14 protein-coding genes and 1 pseudogene are annotated in these 16,719 nt (G+C 66.2%); 8 read left to right on the top strand and 7 right to left on the bottom strand.

The features are described 5' to 3' along the window. Positions 1–56 precede the first annotated feature (56 nt). The 3 genes from CLU85_RS03365 (at position 57) to CLU85_RS03355 (ending at position 4,393) form a co-directional block, all read left to right on the top strand. On the top strand, positions 57–2,300 hold the full coding sequence (locus CLU85_RS03365; RefSeq protein WP_198509131.1) for a protein-disulfide reductase DsbD: 2,244 nt from the start codon (positions 57–59) through the stop codon (positions 2,298–2,300). Between the two features lie 142 nt (positions 2,301–2,442). After that, entirely contained in the window at positions 2,443–2,958 is a 516-nt protein-coding gene (locus tag CLU85_RS03360) for a CoA-binding protein (RefSeq protein WP_100409043.1), read from the top strand. Positions 2,959–3,055: 97 nt separating this feature from the next. Beyond that, a complete protein-coding gene (locus CLU85_RS03355; RefSeq protein ID WP_100409042.1) occupies positions 3,056–4,393 on the top strand; it encodes an O-acetylhomoserine aminocarboxypropyltransferase/cysteine synthase family protein in 1,338 nt (445 codons plus the stop codon). An 11-nt stretch (positions 4,394–4,404) separates the two neighbouring features. On the opposite strand, the gene CLU85_RS03350 is transcribed toward CLU85_RS03355, so the two are convergent. After that, a complete protein-coding gene (locus tag CLU85_RS03350) occupies positions 4,405–5,223 on the bottom strand; it encodes an IclR family transcriptional regulator (protein WP_100409041.1) in 819 nt (272 codons plus the stop codon). 143 nt (positions 5,224–5,366) lie between these two features. On the opposite strand from CLU85_RS03350, the gene CLU85_RS03345 reads away from it, so the two are divergent. The 4 genes and pseudogenes from CLU85_RS03345 to CLU85_RS03330 all read left to right on the top strand — a co-directional run. After that, positions 5,367–6,323 (top strand): MBL fold metallo-hydrolase, encoded by a 957-nt coding sequence (locus tag CLU85_RS03345; RefSeq protein WP_100409040.1) that lies wholly within the window; start codon positions 5,367–5,369, stop codon positions 6,321–6,323. Between the two features lie 28 nt (positions 6,324–6,351). Continuing rightward, positions 6,352–8,004 (top strand): FAD-dependent oxidoreductase, encoded by a 1,653-nt coding sequence (locus CLU85_RS03340; protein WP_100409039.1) that lies wholly within the window; start codon positions 6,352–6,354, stop codon positions 8,002–8,004. A 26-nt stretch (positions 8,005–8,030) separates the two neighbouring features. Next, positions 8,031–8,291 carry a DUF2783 domain-containing protein gene (locus CLU85_RS03335; RefSeq protein WP_100409038.1) on the top strand — a complete coding sequence of 87 codons (261 nt, stop codon included), beginning with the start codon at positions 8,031–8,033 and terminating at the stop codon, positions 8,289–8,291. Positions 8,292–8,293: 2 nt separating this feature from the next. Continuing rightward, positions 8,294–8,656 (top strand): annotated as a pseudogene (locus tag CLU85_RS03330) (Bug family tripartite tricarboxylate transporter substrate binding protein); the annotation flags it as partial. A 114-nt stretch (positions 8,657–8,770) separates the two neighbouring features. Here CLU85_RS03330 and CLU85_RS03325 read toward each other — a convergent pair. Then, positions 8,771–9,325, bottom strand: a complete 555-nt coding sequence (locus tag CLU85_RS03325) for a DUF2062 domain-containing protein (RefSeq protein WP_100409036.1) — start codon at positions 9,323–9,325, stop codon at positions 8,771–8,773. A 5-nt stretch (positions 9,326–9,330) separates the two neighbouring features. Next, positions 9,331–10,311 (bottom strand): TerC family protein, encoded by a 981-nt coding sequence (locus tag CLU85_RS03320; protein ID WP_100409035.1) that lies wholly within the window; start codon positions 10,309–10,311, stop codon positions 9,331–9,333. Positions 10,312–10,463: 152 nt separating this feature from the next. On the opposite strand from CLU85_RS03320, the gene CLU85_RS03315 reads away from it, so the two are divergent. Next, positions 10,464–11,369 (top strand): LysR family transcriptional regulator, encoded by a 906-nt coding sequence (locus tag CLU85_RS03315; RefSeq protein WP_100409034.1) that lies wholly within the window; start codon positions 10,464–10,466, stop codon positions 11,367–11,369. Positions 11,370–11,500: 131 nt separating this feature from the next. Here the strand turns inward: CLU85_RS03315 and CLU85_RS03310 are convergent, their stop codons facing one another. From CLU85_RS03310 to CLU85_RS03295, 4 genes are all read right to left on the bottom strand, one after another. Further along, positions 11,501–12,673, bottom strand: a complete 1,173-nt coding sequence (locus tag CLU85_RS03310) for an ABC transporter substrate-binding protein (RefSeq protein WP_100409033.1) — start codon at positions 12,671–12,673, stop codon at positions 11,501–11,503. A 151-nt stretch (positions 12,674–12,824) separates the two neighbouring features. Then, positions 12,825–13,574 (bottom strand): ABC transporter ATP-binding protein, encoded by a 750-nt coding sequence (locus tag CLU85_RS03305; protein ID WP_100409032.1) that lies wholly within the window; start codon positions 13,572–13,574, stop codon positions 12,825–12,827. Then, entirely contained in the window at positions 13,571–15,499 is a 1,929-nt protein-coding gene (locus tag CLU85_RS03300; protein ID WP_100409031.1) for an ATP-binding cassette domain-containing protein, read from the bottom strand. Before CLU85_RS03300 ends, CLU85_RS03305 begins: the two co-directional genes overlap by 4 nt. After that, entirely contained in the window at positions 15,496–16,524 is a 1,029-nt protein-coding gene (locus tag CLU85_RS03295) for a branched-chain amino acid ABC transporter permease (RefSeq protein ID WP_100409030.1), read from the bottom strand. Before CLU85_RS03295 ends, CLU85_RS03300 begins: the two co-directional genes overlap by 4 nt. Between the last annotated feature and the right edge of the window lie 195 nt (positions 16,525–16,719).

The following is a 16,719-nucleotide window of genomic DNA, read 5'->3' as shown; positions in this document are numbered from 1 at the left end:
AGAACGGAAAGGCCGGCTGGAACCAAAACCAGCCAGCCCGCTCCCACACTGCAACCATGCCCCATCGCCTGCTCCACCGCCTTGCAGTTACTCTGCTTTTGATAGCTGCCAGCGCTTTATGGACAAGCGCTAACGCCCAATTTAGCCCTAAAACCAGCGGACAAGGCACCAGCGTGGTCACCACGCCCTATGTGCGTGCCGAGCTGCTGGCCCATGCCCCCCAGGGCGTGGTGCCCGGCCAGCCGCTGTGGCTGGGCCTGCAAATCACCCACCAGCCCGAGTGGCACACCTACTGGAAGAACCCCGGCGACTCCGGCCTGCCCACCGACCTGGCCTGGCAGCTGCCCGCCGGGCTGGACGCGGGCGAGATCGCCTGGCCCCTGCCCAAAAAAATCCCCATCGGCACGCTGGCCAACTATGGCTATGAAGGCACGGTGCTGTTGCCCGTGCCCGTCACCGTGGCCAGCACCTTTGCCCCCGGCCCGCTCACCAAGGACGCCACCATCAAGCTGCGCGCATCGTGGCTGGTCTGCCGCAAGGAGTGCATTCCCGAAGAAGGCGAATTCACGCTGCAACTGCCCATCCAGAGCACCACGGCACTGAACGGTGCTGCCTTTGAGGCGGCGGCCAAGGCGCAACCCCGGCCCGTGCTGGCGGGCACTACCGGCATCGTGCCGGACAGCCAGGCCCAGATGTCCAACGATGCAAAGGCACTGCAGATCAGCGTGCAGGGCCTGCCCGTGGCACTGCGCGGCAAGACGCTGGACCTGTTCCCCGAAACCGCCGAGGTCATCGACAACGCTGCGGCGTGGACGCAAACGTGGAACGGCAGCGTGTGGACGGCCAAGATCCCCCTGTCGTCCCAACGAAGCAACAGCCCGACCCTGATGCCCGTGGTGCTGGCCGAGCAGAGTGCCGCGCACAGCATCGGCCCCGACGCGCGCACCGGCTACCGGGCCGAGCTGAAGGTGCTGGGCACCTGGCCCCCGGCAGCGTCAGTGGCCAGCGTGTCGCCCGCACTGGAGGCCGCACTCAAGGCCAATGCAGCGCAGGCAGGTGGCACGGGCGCGCCCACGGCAAACACCGGCGCTTCGTCGCTCACCCTCACTGCCGCGCTGTTGGGCGCCTTGTTGGGTGGCCTCATCCTCAACCTCATGCCCTGCGTGTTCCCCGTGCTGGCGATCAAGGTGGTGGGTTTCACCCAGCATGCGCAGGACCGCCTTGCGCACCGCCTGAGCGGCATCGCCTACACCTTGGGCGTGGTGCTGTCGTTCATCGCCCTGGGCGCACTCATGTTGGGCCTGCGCGCTGCGGGCGACGCCATTGGCTGGGGCTTTCAATTGCAGTCGCCCGCCGTGGTGGCATCGCTGGCAGCGCTGTTCACACTGATTGCACTCAACCTCGCGGGCCTGTTCGAGTTCGGGCATTTCCTGCCATCCTCCGTGGCCAGTCTGCAGGCGCGCCACCCCGTGGCGGATTCGTTTTTGACCGGCGTGCTGGCCGTGGCCGTGGCATCACCCTGCACCGCGCCGTTCATGGGCGCCTCGCTGGGCCTCACGGCCACGCTGCCGGCACCCCAGGCGCTGGCCGTGTTTGCGGCGCTGGGCCTGGGGCTGGCGCTGCCGTTTCTGGCGGCCAGTTTTATCCCCGCCGTGGCCCGTGCCCTGCCACGCCCCGGCGCGTGGATGGACACGTTCCGCAAGCTCATGGCGTTTCCGATGTTCGCCACCGTGGTCTGGCTGGTGTGGGTGCTGGGGCAGCAAAGCGGCATCGATGGCGCAGGTGCGCTGCTGATCCTGCTGGTGGGCCTGTCGCTGGTGGTGTGGGCCCTGTCGTTGGCGGGCCGCGCCCGCATGTGGATGGGCTCAGTGTCGCTGGCCACGATGGCGCTGCTGGTCTGGGCGTTTGCGCCCCACATCACCGGCGTGCCGACCACCCCGAGCGCCACACAGGCGTCCACCACCGGCTGGCAGCCATGGGTGCCTGGCACGGCTGAGCAGATCGTGGCCACGGGCCGCCCGGTGTTTGTGGACTTCACCGCCGCCTGGTGTGTCACCTGCCAATACAACAAGAAGACCACCCTGGCCCACGCCGACGTCATCGCAGACCTGCAAACCAAGAACGTGGCCCTGCTGCGCGCCGACTGGACGCGGCGCGACCCCGCCATCACCGCCGCCCTGGCCGCCCTGGGCCGCAGCGGCGTGCCGGTGTATGTGTTCTACCGCCCTGGCAAGCCGCCCATGGTGCTGACCGAAGTGCTCAGCGTGGACGAAGTGCGCGCCACCATCGCCCAGTTGTAGATGGATGCGGGGCACGGGCGGACAAGCCCGTCGCTGCCATGGCGACCAGACTGCAGGGGCTAAGACACCGAGCGCAAGTCGACGCACGAGACCCACGGCCAGGGTGGGGTGCAAGGCCGCACCGCATGCGTACACTGTTTGCATGCTCCACACCCCCGACACCATCAGCACCCTGCGTGACCTGCTCACGCACTGCCGCACGATTGCGGTGGTGGGCCTTTCGCCGCAATGGCACCGGCCCAGCTACTTCGCGGCCAAGTACATGCAGGCGCATGGCTACCGCATCGTTCCGGTCAATCCACTGGTCGCGCGTGAGGGCGGCCAAATTCTGGGCGAGACGGCCTACGCCAGCGTCACCGAAGCCGCTGCCGCACTGGCGGCGCAGGGCGCAAAGATCGACATGGTGGACTGCTTTCGCAAGAGCGAAGACATCCCGCCGCTGGCGGACGAAGCGATTTCCATCGGCGCAAAGTGTCTGTGGCTGCAACTGGGTGTGTTCAACGAGGCGGCCGGGCAACGTGCCGAAGCCGCCGGGCTGCAGGTGATCCAGAACCGCTGCGTGAAGATCGAACACGCACGGCTGTTTGGCGGGCTGGGCTGGATGGGCGTGAACACCAAGGTCATCAGCGCCAAGCGTCTGCGGCAGTTGCCTTACTAGCAAATTAATAGCTACTAGCGCTTATGGAATAAGCGCTAGAGGCCAATTTGACTCAAAACCTTCAACTTCATCACCGCGCAGCGTCTGCGCCACCGCCATGACCGAGCCCCTCTCGAAGAGCACTCCCGCAGCCAGCGGCGCCGACCGCAATTTCGGCTTTGGCACCCGCGCCATTCACGCGGGCGCGCAGCCCGACCCTGTGACCGGCGCACGCGCCACGCCCATCCACCAGACGACGAGTTTTGTGTTCGACAACGCAGAACACGCCAGCAGCCTGTTCAACCTGCAGACCTTTGGCAACGTCTACAGCCGCATCAGCAACCCCACGGTGGCGGTGTTGGAAGAGCGCATCGCCAGCCTTGAAAACGGCCGCGCCGCCCTGGCCTGCGCGAGCGGCATGGCTGCGCAGATGGCGGCGCTGCTGGCCATCCTCAAGACCGGCGACCACATCGTGGCAGCCAGCACGCTGTATGGCGGCACGGTGGGGCAGCTGGGCGTGGGCTTCAGCCGCCTGGGCATCGAGACCACCTTTGTCGACCCGGCCGACACCGAAAACTTTGCGCGCGCCATGCGCCCCAACACCCGTGCGGTGTACGGCGAAACCATCGGCAACCCGCTGGTCAACGTGCTCGACATCGCGGCCGTGGCCGCAGTGGCACATGCCCACGGCGTGCCGCTCATCATCGACAACACGGTGGCCAGCCCCTACCTGTGCAACCCGCTGGCGCTGGGCGCCGACATCGTGGTGCACAGCGCCACCAAATACATCGGCGGCCATGGCACCACCATGGGCGGCGTGGTGGTGGAGGGCGGCCAATTCCCGTGGGACAACGGCAAGTTCCCCGAGATGGTGGAGCCCAGCCGGGCCTACCACGGCGTAAAGTTTTACGAGACCTTTGGCGACTTTGGCTACACCATGAAGGCGCGCATGGAGGTCAACCGCACCTTTGGCGGCGTGCTCTCGCCCATGAACGCGTGGCAGCTGCTGCAGGGCGCCGAGACGCTGCACCTGCGCATGCGCGAGCACTGCCGCAACGCGCTGGCCGTGGCGAAGTTTCTGCAAAGCCACCCGCAGGTGGCATGGGTCAACTACCCCGGTTTGCCGGATTCGCCGTACTACGGCCTCGCGCAAAAGCAGTTCCGCACCGTGGACGGCACACCCGGCGCCTCCGGCATCCTCACGTTTGGTGTGAAGGGTGGCGCGGCGGCGGGCGAGAAGTTCATCGACGCCTGCGAGTTCCTGAGCCACCTCGCCAACATCGGCGATGCGAAGACGCTGGTGATCCACCCCGCATCGACAACCCACCGCCAGCTGAACGAAGAGGAACTGGCCCGCGCGGGCGTGAGCGCGGACATGGTGCGGTTGTCGGTGGGCATTGAAGACCTCGACGACATCCTGTGGGACATCGACCAGGCGCTGGCGCGCGGGGCCTGAGCGCCTGCCAATCAGGCGCGCGGGCCTTGGGCAGCGCCCAGCCGCTGCGACAAACTCCGCGCCGCCTCGCGCAAATGCCGCGCGGCCGAACTCGCAGGCCCCGTCTGCAGCGTGGCACTCGGCCCGATCACCGCCAGGCACAGCACCAGCTGCCCAAACCCGTCAAACACCGGCGTGGCCAGCGCGCTGATGCCAGGCAGAAGCTGATCCGTGACTTCTGCGACTTGGTGCACGCGCACAGCATCCAGCTCGGCCGCAAACGCGGGCTCATCCAGCGCCCCTGCAAACCCTTCTGCCGCTAGAGCACCCGCGGCCCGTTCGCGCGGGCCGAAGGCCGCAAACACCTTGCCCGTGGCCGTGTGCCGCACCGACGCGGTGGTGCCGTGGCGCATGGCCACGTACACGGCCGTGGGGCCTTCTTCGACACGGATGATGACGGGGCCGCTGTCGCCCCACACCGAGGCCGACACGGTGTAGCCAATGCGCTGGGCCAGCGCTGGCAGCTCGGCAATGGCCAGGCGCACGGGGTCTACCTGCTGCAGGCTGATCAAACCCAGCTGCATGGCCAAAGGGCCCAAGCCGTAGTGGCCGCTCACTGCGTCTTGCTCAATCAAGCCCAGCTTGCCGAAGCTCACCAGGTAAGGGTGGGCCTTGGCAGCGGTCATGTCAGCAGCCTTCGCAAGGTCTTTGAGCGCCATGCGGCGACCGGTGCGCGCCAGCACCTTCAACAGCTGGCCACCGACCTCCACGCTCTGGATGCCGCGCGGGCTGCGTGGGCTGCTGTCGTCTTCGTCGTCGGGGCGGGGCAAGTCGGGGGCATGGGTGGGCATGGCGTGATTGTCCACGCCGGAGCAATTCCCGAACGCCTTCGGGTTTTCACCTAAACAAATGAATTAGACATTAACGAATTTCGTGACTAACATCAAAACATTCCGTTTAGTTAAATTAATTCATTCATAACGAATTTCAAACCATGACCACCAAAACCTTCGCCTCCGCCGCCGACCTTGAAGTCAAGAAGGTGAGCTTCGACAAGCTCTCCGACCACGCCTATGCCTACACGGCCGAGGGCGACCCCAACACCGGCATCATCATTGGCGACGACGCGGTGATGGTCATCGACACCCAGGCCACGCCCGTGATGGCGCAGGACGTGATCCGCCGTATCCGCGAGGTGACGGACAAGCCCATCCAATACGTGCTGCTGAGCCACTACCACGCCGTGCGGGTGCTGGGCGCCAGCGCCTATGGGGCCGAGCACATCATTGCCAGCGAAGACACGCGCGACCTGATCGTGGAGCGGGGCCAGTTCGACAAGGACAGCGAGATCGGCCGCTTCCCCCGCCTGTTCCAGAACGTGGAGAGCGTGCCCGACGGCCTGACCTGGCCGACCATGACCTTCAATAAGAAGATGACCCTGTGGCTGGGCAAACTCGAAGTGCAGATCCTGCAACTGGGCCGGGGCCACACCAAGGGCGACACCGTGGCCTGGCTGCCGCAGGAAAAGATCCTGTTCAGTGGCGACCTGGTGGAGTTCGACGCCACGCCGTATGCGGGCGATGCGTATTTCAAGGACTGGCCTCAGACGCTGGACAACCTGGCAGCCCTGAAGCCCGAGAAGCTGGTGCCAGGCCGGGGCGCCGCGCTGCAGACGCCCGAGCAGGTGCAGGCAGGCCTGGCCGGAACGCGCGCCTTCATCAGCGACCTGTACGACAGCGTGAAGGCCAGCGCTGCGCAAGGCGAAGACCTGCGCAAGGTGTACGAGGCCACCTTTGCCAAGCTGCAGCCGAAGTACGGCCAGTGGGTCATCTTCAACCACTGCATGCCGTTTGACGTGACCCGCGCGTATGACGAAGCCACGCAGTACCTGGACCCGCGCATCTGGACCGCTGAACGCGACATTCAAATGTGGAAATCGCTGGAAGGCTGAGTCGCCGAAGCTGGAGGAGACAAAAGATATGAACCCCAGAGACATTCCCCGAGAGGCCTTCCACGCCAGTGGCGCCGAGGTGCAGGCCATCGACTTCGGCTACGTTCGTTCACCCGACCAAGACAGCGCCACGCCCGCGCAGCATCCGGTCGTGATCGTGGGTGCGGGCCCCGTGGGCCTTTCGCTGGCCATCGACCTGGCCCAGCGCGGGCAGCGTGTGGTGGTGCTGGACAACGACCACAAGCTCTCCATCGGCTCGCGCGCCATCTGCTTTGCCAAGCGCACGCTGGAGATCTGGGACCGCCTGGGCGTGGGCCAGCGCATGGTGGACAAGGGCGTGTCGTGGAACGTGGGCAAGGTGTTCCTCAAAGACGAGCAGTTGTATGAGTTCAACCTGCTTCCCGAATCGGGCCACGAGCGCCCCGCCTTCATCAACCTGCAGCAGTACTACGCCGAGGCCTATCTGGTGGAGCGTGCGCTGCAGCTGCCGGGCATCGACATCCGCTGGCACAACAAGGTGACGGCTGTGCAAAGCCGCGCGGACGGCGCGCTGCTGAGCATCGACACGCCCGAGGGCGCCTACCAGATGGATGCGCAATGGCTGGTGGCCTGCGACGGCGCGCGCTCGCCCACGCGGCAGATGCTGGGGCTGGAGAGCAAAGGGCGCATCTTTCAGGACCGCTTCCTGATCGCCGATGTGAAGCTGGCGGATGAGGCGAACTTCCCCACCGAGCGCTGGTTCTGGTTCGACCCACCCTTTCATCCCAACCAGAGCGTGCTGCTGCACCGCCAGCCCGACAACGTGTGGCGCATCGACTTCCAGCTGGGCTGGGACGCCGACCCCGAGGAAGAGAAAAAGCCCGAGAACATCATCCCCCGCGTGAAGGCGCTGCTGGGCGCAGACGCCCAGTTTGAACTGGACTGGGCGAGCGTCTACACATTTGCCTGCCTGCGCTTGGACCGCTTTGTGCACGGCCGCGTGGTGTTTGCAGGCGACAGCGCGCACGGTGTGTCGCCCTTTGGCGCACGCGGCGCCAACAGCGGTGTGCAGGATGCTGAGAACCTTGCCTGGAAGCTCGATTGGGTGCTCCAGGGCCGCGCCAGCCCGGAACTGGTGAATACGTACGGCCCGGAGCGTGAGTACGCGGCCGACGAGAACCTGTGCAACTCCACCCGCGCCACCGACTTCATCACGCCCAAGAGCGAGGTGAGCCGCCTGTTCCGCGACGCGGCACTGCATCTGGCGCGTGAACACGCCTTTGCACGGCGCATCGTCAACAGCGGGCGCCTGTCGGTGCCGGCCACCCTGCACACATCGCCGCTGAACACGCCCGACACCGATGCGTTTGTGGGCACACAGGTGCCCGGCGCCGTGCTCCTGGACGCGCCGTTGACGAAGCAAGGCCAGCCTACCTGGCTGCTGCGCGAGCTGGGGCGGGACTTCACGCTGCTGGTGTTTGGCTCAGCCCCTGCGTGGGCCCATGACCTGCCCGGCGTGAAGGTGCTGCAGATCGGTATCGATGTGATCGACCACCAGGCGCTGGCCGCCCAGCGGCTGGATGCGCTGCCGCGCACCGTGGTCCTGGTGCGACCCGACCAGCATGTGTGCGCACGCTGGCGCACGCCCACCGAGGCGGCGGTGCGCAGCGCACTGGCCCGTGCCACGGCCGCAGCCGTCTGACCAGGAAGACGACAAGGAACATGCCCATGCTGAACACCCGACCAAACCTGCAGGCCTGCGACGATTTTTATGAAGCGCTGATTGCGGCGCACCAGGGCCTGTCCACGCCCGAGAGCCACGCCATGAACGCCCGTCTGGTGCTGCTGCTGGCCAATCACATCGGCGACCAGGCCACACTGCTGCAGGCATTGCAACTGGCGCGCGGCGCAGCCTTGCTCACGTCAGATGATCGGCGCACCGGGCAGGCCATCACGCCCGTGGTGCCTACGCACGCCGTGGCGGCATAGCCGCACACAGCGCCACCGTGTACCCGTTTCTGGCGGGCAACAGGGTGCGCACCATTGGCGTGGCCAGTCCGCAGCGCGTGGGCACCATGCCAGACGTACCCACGATGGCCGAGCAGGGCCTGCAGGGCTTTGAAGGGTTTGCATGGCAGGGGCTGGTGGTGCCTGCGGGCGCTTCGACCGACATGGTGGCCCACTTCAGCAAGGCGCTGCAGACGGCCCTGGCCGACACGCGCACCAAGGCCCGCCTGCAGGCCCTGGGCGTAGAGCCCATGCCCGGCACCGCCGCGCAAATGGGCAGCTTTGCGCGCTCCGAGCGGGAGAAGTGGGGCCGGGTCATCACCAAGGTCGGAGTCAGGCTGGACTGACCCCTGGGTGGCTTCGCCGCCTCCCGATGAACGGGGGCGCCACCCGTGGCACGCCCCCGTTCATCGGCTGCACAGGCCTGGGGTCGCGCGCGGATCACACGCCGAAGAGAAGGCTCAGCGGCTGCGCTCCCACCGGCGCTTGCGCTGCAAAGCGGGGGCCAGCCACAGCAGTTGCACCGTGGCGTAGCCCAGCACCGCCATCAGCAGCCCCAGAATGGGCAGGCCTGCGAGCAGCGGCATACCCAGCGCTTGCATCCAGGCCCCCAGCGCCTGCACCGAAAAGTCTCCGCCCGGAGCCAGGCCGCTCCAGTCGGGCAGCGTCTGCAGGCCTGGCATCACCAGTGCGCCCAGACAGAAAGCCAGCGCATACAGCGGCACCGTGGTGAGGGGGTTGGTATAGAACGTGGCCACACCGCCCGCCACCACGTTACCGCGCAGCCAGGCGCACACCAGCAGCGTGCCGGGGATCTGCAACGGCCCAGGGATCAGGCCGCAGAACATGCCTGCTGCCACCCCGCGCGCCAGTGGCTGGCGCTGAAAGCGGAACAGTGCCCGCTGCTCCAGCCAGGGCTGGAACTGCGCCAGCCATCCACGCCCCAGATGTGCGCGCGCCTTGGGCTCCAGAGCGCGCAGCCAGCGGCGCAGGGAACACAGGGTCTGGGTTACCACGGCGCTCAATCCTTGCGGGGCAGCGCGGGAGCACCGTGGGCGCTCTCACCCGAGCTGCGCAGCGACAGGAAGATGGAGCCCGCGATCAGCGAAGCCGTCACCAGCAGCGCGTAGCCGATGGGTATCTTCACCAGGTCGATGAGCAACATCTTGCCGCCAATGAATACCAGCACCAGCGCCAGGCCGTAGGCCAACAGATGGAAGCGGTTGGCCAGGTCGGCCAGCAGGAAGTACAGCGCGCGCAGACCCAGGATGGCAAAGATGTTGGCCGTGAGCACGATGAACGGGTCGCTGGTGATCGCGAAGATGGCCGGGATGCTGTCCACCGCGAAGATGATGTCGGTGGTGCCAATGAGCACCAGCACCACAAACAGCGGGGTGTAGTGCTTTACGCCGTTGATCAGGGTCGACAGCTTTTCACCATCAAACTGGTCGGTGATGCGGATGCGCTTCTTGAGCAGCTTGAGCACGGGGTTGGTGGCAATGTCGGGCTCTTGCCCGGCAGCAAACCACATCTTGGCGCCGGTAATCACCAGGAACGCGCCGAACACATACAGCAGCCAGTGGAAGGTGGCCAGCAGCCATGCGCCTGCCAGGATGAGCAAGGTGCGCAGCACGATGGCACCGATGATGCCGATGATGAGCGCGCGCTTCTGGTATTGCTGCGGCACCGCGAAGTAGCTGAACAGCATCAGGAAGACGAAGATGTTGTCGATCGACAGGCTCTTTTCGACCAGATACCCGGTAATGAACTGCATCGATACCGTGTTGGCGACCTCTCGGCCCTGGCTGGTGTCGAGGTACCACCACAAAATGGCCACAAACACAAAGGCGAGCGAGAACCAGAGCAGGCTCCAGCGCACGGCCTCTTTCATCGTGACCTTGTGCGCGCCCTGCCGCTCCATCACCAACAGGTCGATGGCGATGGCCACGACCACAAAGACGGCAAAACCCGCCCACATCCACCAGGTTCCTATCGTTTCCATGCATTTCCTCCGAAAGGGCATTCATCCTGCCGGGCACTCCACCCGGCAACAGACCGCACTGTAGGGGCGCCGTAAATTCTTAAAAACCTGTGATATTGGTAGTATTGGTTCGGTTTTTACGAACCAAACCGGTTTGATCCCAGGAGAACGCCATGAGCCAGAGCTTCAATTACCGCCATCTTTTCTACTTCTGGGTGGTGGCCAAGGAAGGCGGTATTGCGCGCGCCGCCGAGCGGCTGGACATGGCCGTGCAGACCATCAGCGCTCAGGTGCGCGAGTTGGAAAAGTCCCTGGGCGTCAGCCTGCTGCGCACCGAAGGGCGCAACCTGGTGCTGACCGACGCGGGCGTGGCCGCGCTGCACGAGGCGGACCACATCTTTGCGCTGGGCGAGCTGCTGCCCGTGCGCGTGCGCGAGGCCGCGAGCGGGCAGACGCTGCGGCTGAACCTGGGCATCTCGGACGGCATTGCCAAGCTGGCCGTGCACCGGCTGCTGACCCCCGTGCTGGACGAACCCCACCTGCGGCTGTTGTGCCACGAGGGCGAGTTCCAGCCCCTGCTGGGCGAGCTGGCACTGCACAAGCTCGACGCCGTGCTGGCCGACCGGCCCGCTCCGCCCAACCCGGCCCTGCGCACGACCAGCCAGTTGCTGGGCAGCAGCGCCATCGCCTGGTACGCACCGCCGCTATGGGCCGAGGCCGCTGAAAAAAACTTTCCGCACAGCCTGGCCGTGGTGCCCGTACTGCTGCCCACCGACCACGCCGCCATGCGCGCCCGCATCGACCACTGGCTGGAGCGCGAGCGCATCCGCCCGCGCATCGCGGGGGAGTTTGAAGACAGCGCACTGCTGAGCACCTTTGCCGCCACCGGCATGGGCGTGATGCCTGCGCCGGTGTCGCTGGGCGAGCACCTCGCAAAGACGCATGGACTGGTGCAGGTGGGCACCACGCCCGATGTGCAAGAGCAGTTCCACCTGATCTACAGCGCGCGCAAAGTGATGCACCCGCTGCTCACGCGGCTGCTGGAGGCCGCCACAGATGGGGCACTCCTCAATCACTGAGCCGAAGCCGGCCCCCCCGCAAAAGCAGCGCACTACCGGCAGCACAGCGGTTCTGGCCAGGCACGGCATCGCGGCCAGGCGCCCCACACGATCCCCGGTGCCAAGACCACCAGTCGCGGTTTTGATTCGCCCTACTTTGTGAACTTGCCGTCGCGGCCCATCATCAACAAGTCCACGAACTTGCCCGAGCTGTGCTGCGTGGCGGACAACTCCACGGGGTAGCCGCCCAGGCTCACGTTCTTCATCGACTCCATCGCCTGCACCAGCGCTGCGCGCGTGGGTTTGGTGCCCGCACGCAGTAACGCCTCGACCAGGAACTTGGCCGATATGAAGCCCTCCATCTGGCTGAAGGTGTACTCGGTGATGCCTTTGGCTTTGGCCAGGACCTGGAACTCGCGCGAGACGGGCATGCTCTGGTTCCAGGGCGATGGCACCACCTGCGAGACCACGATGCCACGCGCCCGTTCGCCCAGTGCCTTGACAAGCTGCGCGTTGCTGATCACCGAGAGCATGTAAAACGCCGATCGGTGACCGGCCGCCAGGTAGGCATCCACGAAATCCACGCTGGGCTTGCCGGCACTGATGACGATGATGGCCTGGGGCGATGTTTTGGCCACCGTGGCCACGGCTTCTGCCATCTTCGAGCCATCCACCTCCAGCGGAGCCTGGGCCACCAGGCCCACCTTATGGGCTTGGACGGATGTCTTGACCGACGCCAGCCCACCGGTGCCGAAAGGGTTGTTGAGGTAGACCGCCGCAATGTGCGTGATGCCCACGGAGGCCAGTTGCTTGACGGTGGCATCCAGCTCGGCGGCATAGCCCGCCTTGATGTTGAAGACATAGCGGCTACCGGCCTGTCGCAGACCATCCGTCCCTGTGAACGGTGCGATGAGAGGCACCCCGCGCTCCTCTGCAATCGGCAGGGCGGCCAACGACGGGGGCGTGCCGGCGTACTGGAACAACGCGATCACCTTGTCCTCGTCGATCAGCTTGCGCGTGTTCTCGGCCGCCTTCGTGGGGTCATAGGCATCGTCGATGGCAACCACGCGGATCTTGCGACCGCGCACGCCACCCGATGCGTTGACGTGATCGAAGTAAAGACTGGCGCCTTGGCGCACCTCGCTCGTGAGCGCGGCGAGCGGACCGCTGAGCTGGCACGACTGGCCGATGACGATCTCGCTGTCGGTCACGCCCGCAATGTCCTGGGCCGTGGCCGAACCTGCGGCCCAGCCGAGGGCCATCGCAAGCGCTGTGCGCCTGCGTACGACGCCCGCGCTGGGGACGCATTGAACTCCTGCTGCCATGTTGTGTTGTCTCCTGCCGTTGGATGCTGCGTCGTCACGACGAAAATATCCTCGCAGTGCCAGGCCAAGCCAGGCAGATGCAAGGGTGGTGAAACGGGCGCTGTGGCATCACGCCACAACGCACGGAACGCAAGGGTTTCCTGGCCAGCGCTCAGGCGGCTTGCACCGGGGCGTGCACCGCACCGCCTATACCCAGGTAGGTATCGATGATGCGGCGGTCATTGAGCAGGTCCTGCGCGTCGCCCGTGAGCGCCACAGCCCCCATCTCCAGCACATAGGCGCGGTCAGCGACACGCAGCGCGGCGCGTGCGTTCTGCTCCACCAGCAGCACCGACACACCGTGTTGGCGCAGCGAGGACACCACCTGCAGCACCTCGCGCACGATCAGCGGGGCCAGGCCCAGCGAGGGTTCGTCCAGCATCAACAAACGGGGCCGCGCCATCAGCGCACGGCCGATGGCCAGCATCTGCCGCTCACCGCCCGAGAGGGTGGACGCCAGCTGCGGGCGGCGCTCGCGCAGGCGCGGGAAAATCTCAAAGACCTCTTGCATGCGCTGCGCCTGGTCGCGCTGGCCACGGCGCCAGCGCGAGAAGCCACCCAACAGCAGGTTGTCCTCGACCGACATCTCGCCAAACAGCTCGCGCTTTTCGGGCACCAGGGCTACGCCGCGTGCCACCATCGCTTCCACGCTGGGGCGAGCAATGCGCTCGCCAGCCAGGGTGATGGAGCCACTGGCCGGCAACAGGCCCATGGCAGCGCACAGCAGCGTGGTCTTGCCGGCGCCATTGGGGCCGATCACGGTGACGATCTCGCCCTCATTCACATCGAGCCGCACCTGGTGGACGGCTTCCACCGGGCCATACGACACCGAAATATCCTGCAGTTGCAGCAAGGCGGTCATGCGGTGGCTCCTTCAGCGGCGGCCGCAGCAGCCTTGGCAGCGGACAGGTCATCGTCGGCACCGCCCAGGTAGGCATCGAGCACACGCTGGTTGCGCTGCACCTGCGCCGGGGTTCCCTCGGCAATCACCGTGCCGAACTCCAGCACGGTGATACGGTCAGCCAGGTTCATCACAAACTCCATGTCGTGCTCCACCACCAGGATGCCCAGGCCCTCGGCACGCAGTTGGCGCAACAGGTCGGCCAGGGCGCGTTTTTCAAGATGGCGCAGGCCGGCGGCGGGTTCGTCCAGCAGCAGGATGGCCGGCTGACCCGCCAGCGCACGCGCAATCTCCACGATGCGCTGCTGCCCCAGTGCCAGCGAGGCAGCGGGCGCGTCGGCATGCGCGCCCAGACCACAACGCTCGATCTGGCGGCGCGCCTCGGCCAGCAGGGCGGCCTCTTCGGCCCGGTCCAGCCGCAGCATCGAGGCCAGCCAGCCGCGGTGGGCGCGCTGGTGGGCGCCCAGGGCGACGTTCTCCACCACGCTGCGCTGGCCCAGCAGGCGCACATGCTGGAAGGTGCGCGCCATGCCCAGGCGGGCGAAGGCGCGCGAGGGGCGGCGCAGCATGGGCTGGTCCATCAGGCGCACCTCGCCCTCGGTCGCATCGTCCACACCCGAGATCATGTTGAAGAAGGTGCTCTTGCCTGCGCCGTTGGGGCCGATCAGCGCATGCACCTCACCAGCCTTCACATCCATGGACACGTTGTTGTTGGCGATCAGCCCGCCAAACCGCTTGGTGACCTTGCGCGCCTGCAGCAGCACGGTGCCACGCGCTGGCAGCGTGCGTTGCACCAGATCAATGGCCTGGCGCACCGTGCGCGGTGCCTCGCGGCGCAACCAGCGCTCGCTCCACCCGTTCAGCGTGGGCCACAGGCCATCGGCAAAACGCTGCAGCACAAAGACCATGAGCAGCCCAAAAACGATGACCTCGAAATTGCCGCTGGTGCCCAGCAGCGAGGGCAGTACGTCCTGCAGTTTTTCCTTGAGCAAGGTGATCAGCGTGGCACCCAGCACCGCTCCCCACAGGTGCCCGGCGCCGCCCACCACGGCCATGAAAAGGTATTCGATGCCGATGTTCAGGTTGAACGGTGTGGGGCTCACGAAGCGCTGCAAATGCGCGTACAGCCAGCCCGAGATGGCCGCCAGCAGGGCAGCCAGTACAAAGAGCTTGATGCGGTAGTGCGCCGTGTCCACACCCATGGATTCGGCCATCACCCGCCCGCCCTTGAGCGCACGGATGGCACGTCCCTCCCGCGAGTCGAGCAGGTTATGCATCAGCCACAGCGACACCAGAAGAACTGCCCAGATCAGCACGCCGATGGCGCGCGGCGAAGCCAGCGAGAGCCCGCCCACCACCAGCGGCGGGATGCCGGTGATGCCGGTCTGCCCCCCGAGGAATTCCATGTTGCCGAACAGGTAGTACAGCGACAGCCCCCAGGCGATGGTGCACAGCGGCAGGTAATGGCCCGACAGCTTGAGCGTGACCGAACCCAGGCCCCAGGCCACCGCGAAGGTAACCAACAAACCCAGCGCCAGGCCGACCCAGGGCAGACCGGCCATGCCCACGATGCCGCTCAAGGCCTGCACCGACGCAGGCGCCGTGCAAACCCAGGCGGTGGCATAGGCCCCGACGCCCACAAAGGCCGCCTGGCCGAAGGACGTCATGCCGCCCACGCCGGTGAGCATGACCAGGCCTGCCGCGACGATGGCGTAAAGGCCGATGTAGCTGAGCATGACCACGGTGAAATCGGGCAGCCAGCCCCAGCACAGGGCCAGCAACGCCACGGCCGCGAGCGTCAGCTGGGTGCGCGTGACAACGCCGCGCGATGCGCCGGCTGCGGCCTGCGTGCCAGCGGCAATCTCTGTCTTGGTGGGCGTGCTCATTCTTCATCCTCCACATGGCGGCTGTTGAGCGAGCGCCACCACAGCACGGGCACGATCAGGGTGAACACAAGCACCTCCTTGTAAGCACTGGCCCAGAACGAAGCAAACGCCTCCAGCTGGCCCACGAGCAGCGCGCCGGCCAGCGCCATGGGGTAGCTGCCCAGGCCGCCGACGATGGCCGCCACGAAGCCCTTGAGGCCAATCAAAAAACCCGTGTCGTAGTACACGGTGGTGAGGGGTGCGATCAGCAGGCCCGAGACGGCGCCAATCAGCGCGGCCAGCGCAAAACTGACGTCACCAGAGAGTTCTGTGGGAATGCCCATGAGGCGTGCGCCCACGCGGTTGATGGCCGTGGCGCGCAGCGCCTTGCCCACCATGGAGCGGCCAAAAAACAGGAACAGCAGCATCACCAGTGCCAGCGTGACGCCCAGCACCACCAGCGACTGGCCCGAGATGGGGATGCCGCCAAGTTCGAAGCGCGCTTCCGAGAACGGCGGCGTGCGCTGCCCCTCTGCACCGAAGAACAACAAGCCCAGCCCCACCAGCACACCATGCAACGCCACCGAGACGATGAGCAGCATCAGCACCGTGGCATCGGCCAGCGGCCGGAAGGCCAGGCGGTACAGCAACGGCCCCATGGGCATGATAAGCACCAGCGTGGCCAGGGCCTGTATACCCAGCGAGGTGGGACGCAGCCCCAGGACCAATGCACAAGCCACCAGCGGCAACACCAGGCACCACACCACGGTAGAGGGCCAGTTCACGGGGCTGCCGCGTTGGTAGCGCACGGCCTCGACCACCAGCACCACGGCCGCCATCCCCACCAGCAGCCACAGCGTGGCGGGTATGCGCCCGCCCTGCATCATGGCCATGGTGAGCGCACCAAACGCCACGAACTCGCCCTGGGGGATGAAGATCACCCGGGTCACGGAAAAAACCAGCACCAGCGCCAGCGCCATCAGTCCATAGATGGCGCCGTTGACAATGCCGTCCTGCCCCAGCAACAGGGCGATCTGCAAATCCATATTCGGCTTTCTTTCACAAGGCAGACACGCCGCAGGCCGCAGGGAACTTCCCTGCGCCACGGCGCCAGGCGCAACGCGCCCGTCTTTCTCGAAGCTCCCGCACCGCAAACGACCCAGGCAACCGGCGCGGCCAATGCCAGCGCTCCCGTGCAAGGGCCGCCCCGCCGCACCGGGAGCGTCCCCCTCCCGCCTTGC

The organism is Acidovorax sp. 69 (assembly GCF_002797445.1).
GTDB lineage: Bacteria > Pseudomonadota > Gammaproteobacteria > Burkholderiales > Burkholderiaceae_C > Acidovorax.
Note: the sequence above shows the minus strand (reverse complement) of the source record. Positions and strands in the feature narration are given on the sequence as shown.

Bases quoted from the DNA above. Each gene is read 5' to 3' on its own strand.
- CLU85_RS03315 (WP_100409034.1), top strand. From the start codon at position 10,464: ATGAGCCAGAGCTTCAATTACCGCCATCTTTTCTACTTCTGGGTGGTG.
- CLU85_RS03365 (WP_198509131.1), top strand. From the start codon at position 57: ATGCCCCATCGCCTGCTCCACCGCCTTGCAGTTACTCTGCTTTTGATA.
- CLU85_RS03300 (WP_100409031.1), bottom strand. From the start codon at position 15,499: ATGAGCACGCCCACCAAGACAGAGATTGCCGCTGGCACGCAGGCCGCA.
- CLU85_RS03340 (WP_100409039.1), top strand. From the start codon at position 6,352: ATGAACCCCAGAGACATTCCCCGAGAGGCCTTCCACGCCAGTGGCGCC.
- CLU85_RS03335 (WP_100409038.1), top strand. From the start codon at position 8,031: ATGCTGAACACCCGACCAAACCTGCAGGCCTGCGACGATTTTTATGAA.
- CLU85_RS03355 (WP_100409042.1), top strand. From the start codon at position 3,056: ATGACCGAGCCCCTCTCGAAGAGCACTCCCGCAGCCAGCGGCGCCGAC.
- CLU85_RS03310 (WP_100409033.1), bottom strand. From the start codon at position 12,673: ATGGCAGCAGGAGTTCAATGCGTCCCCAGCGCGGGCGTCGTACGCAGG.
- CLU85_RS03350 (WP_100409041.1), bottom strand. From the start codon at position 5,223: ATGCCCACCCATGCCCCCGACTTGCCCCGCCCCGACGACGAAGACGAC.
- CLU85_RS03295 (WP_100409030.1), bottom strand. From the start codon at position 16,524: ATGGATTTGCAGATCGCCCTGTTGCTGGGGCAGGACGGCATTGTCAAC.
- CLU85_RS03305 (WP_100409032.1), bottom strand. From the start codon at position 13,574: ATGACCGCCTTGCTGCAACTGCAGGATATTTCGGTGTCGTATGGCCCG.
- CLU85_RS03320 (WP_100409035.1), bottom strand. From the start codon at position 10,311: ATGGAAACGATAGGAACCTGGTGGATGTGGGCGGGTTTTGCCGTCTTT.
- CLU85_RS03345 (WP_100409040.1), top strand. From the start codon at position 5,367: ATGACCACCAAAACCTTCGCCTCCGCCGCCGACCTTGAAGTCAAGAAG.
- CLU85_RS03360 (WP_100409043.1), top strand. From the start codon at position 2,443: ATGCTCCACACCCCCGACACCATCAGCACCCTGCGTGACCTGCTCACG.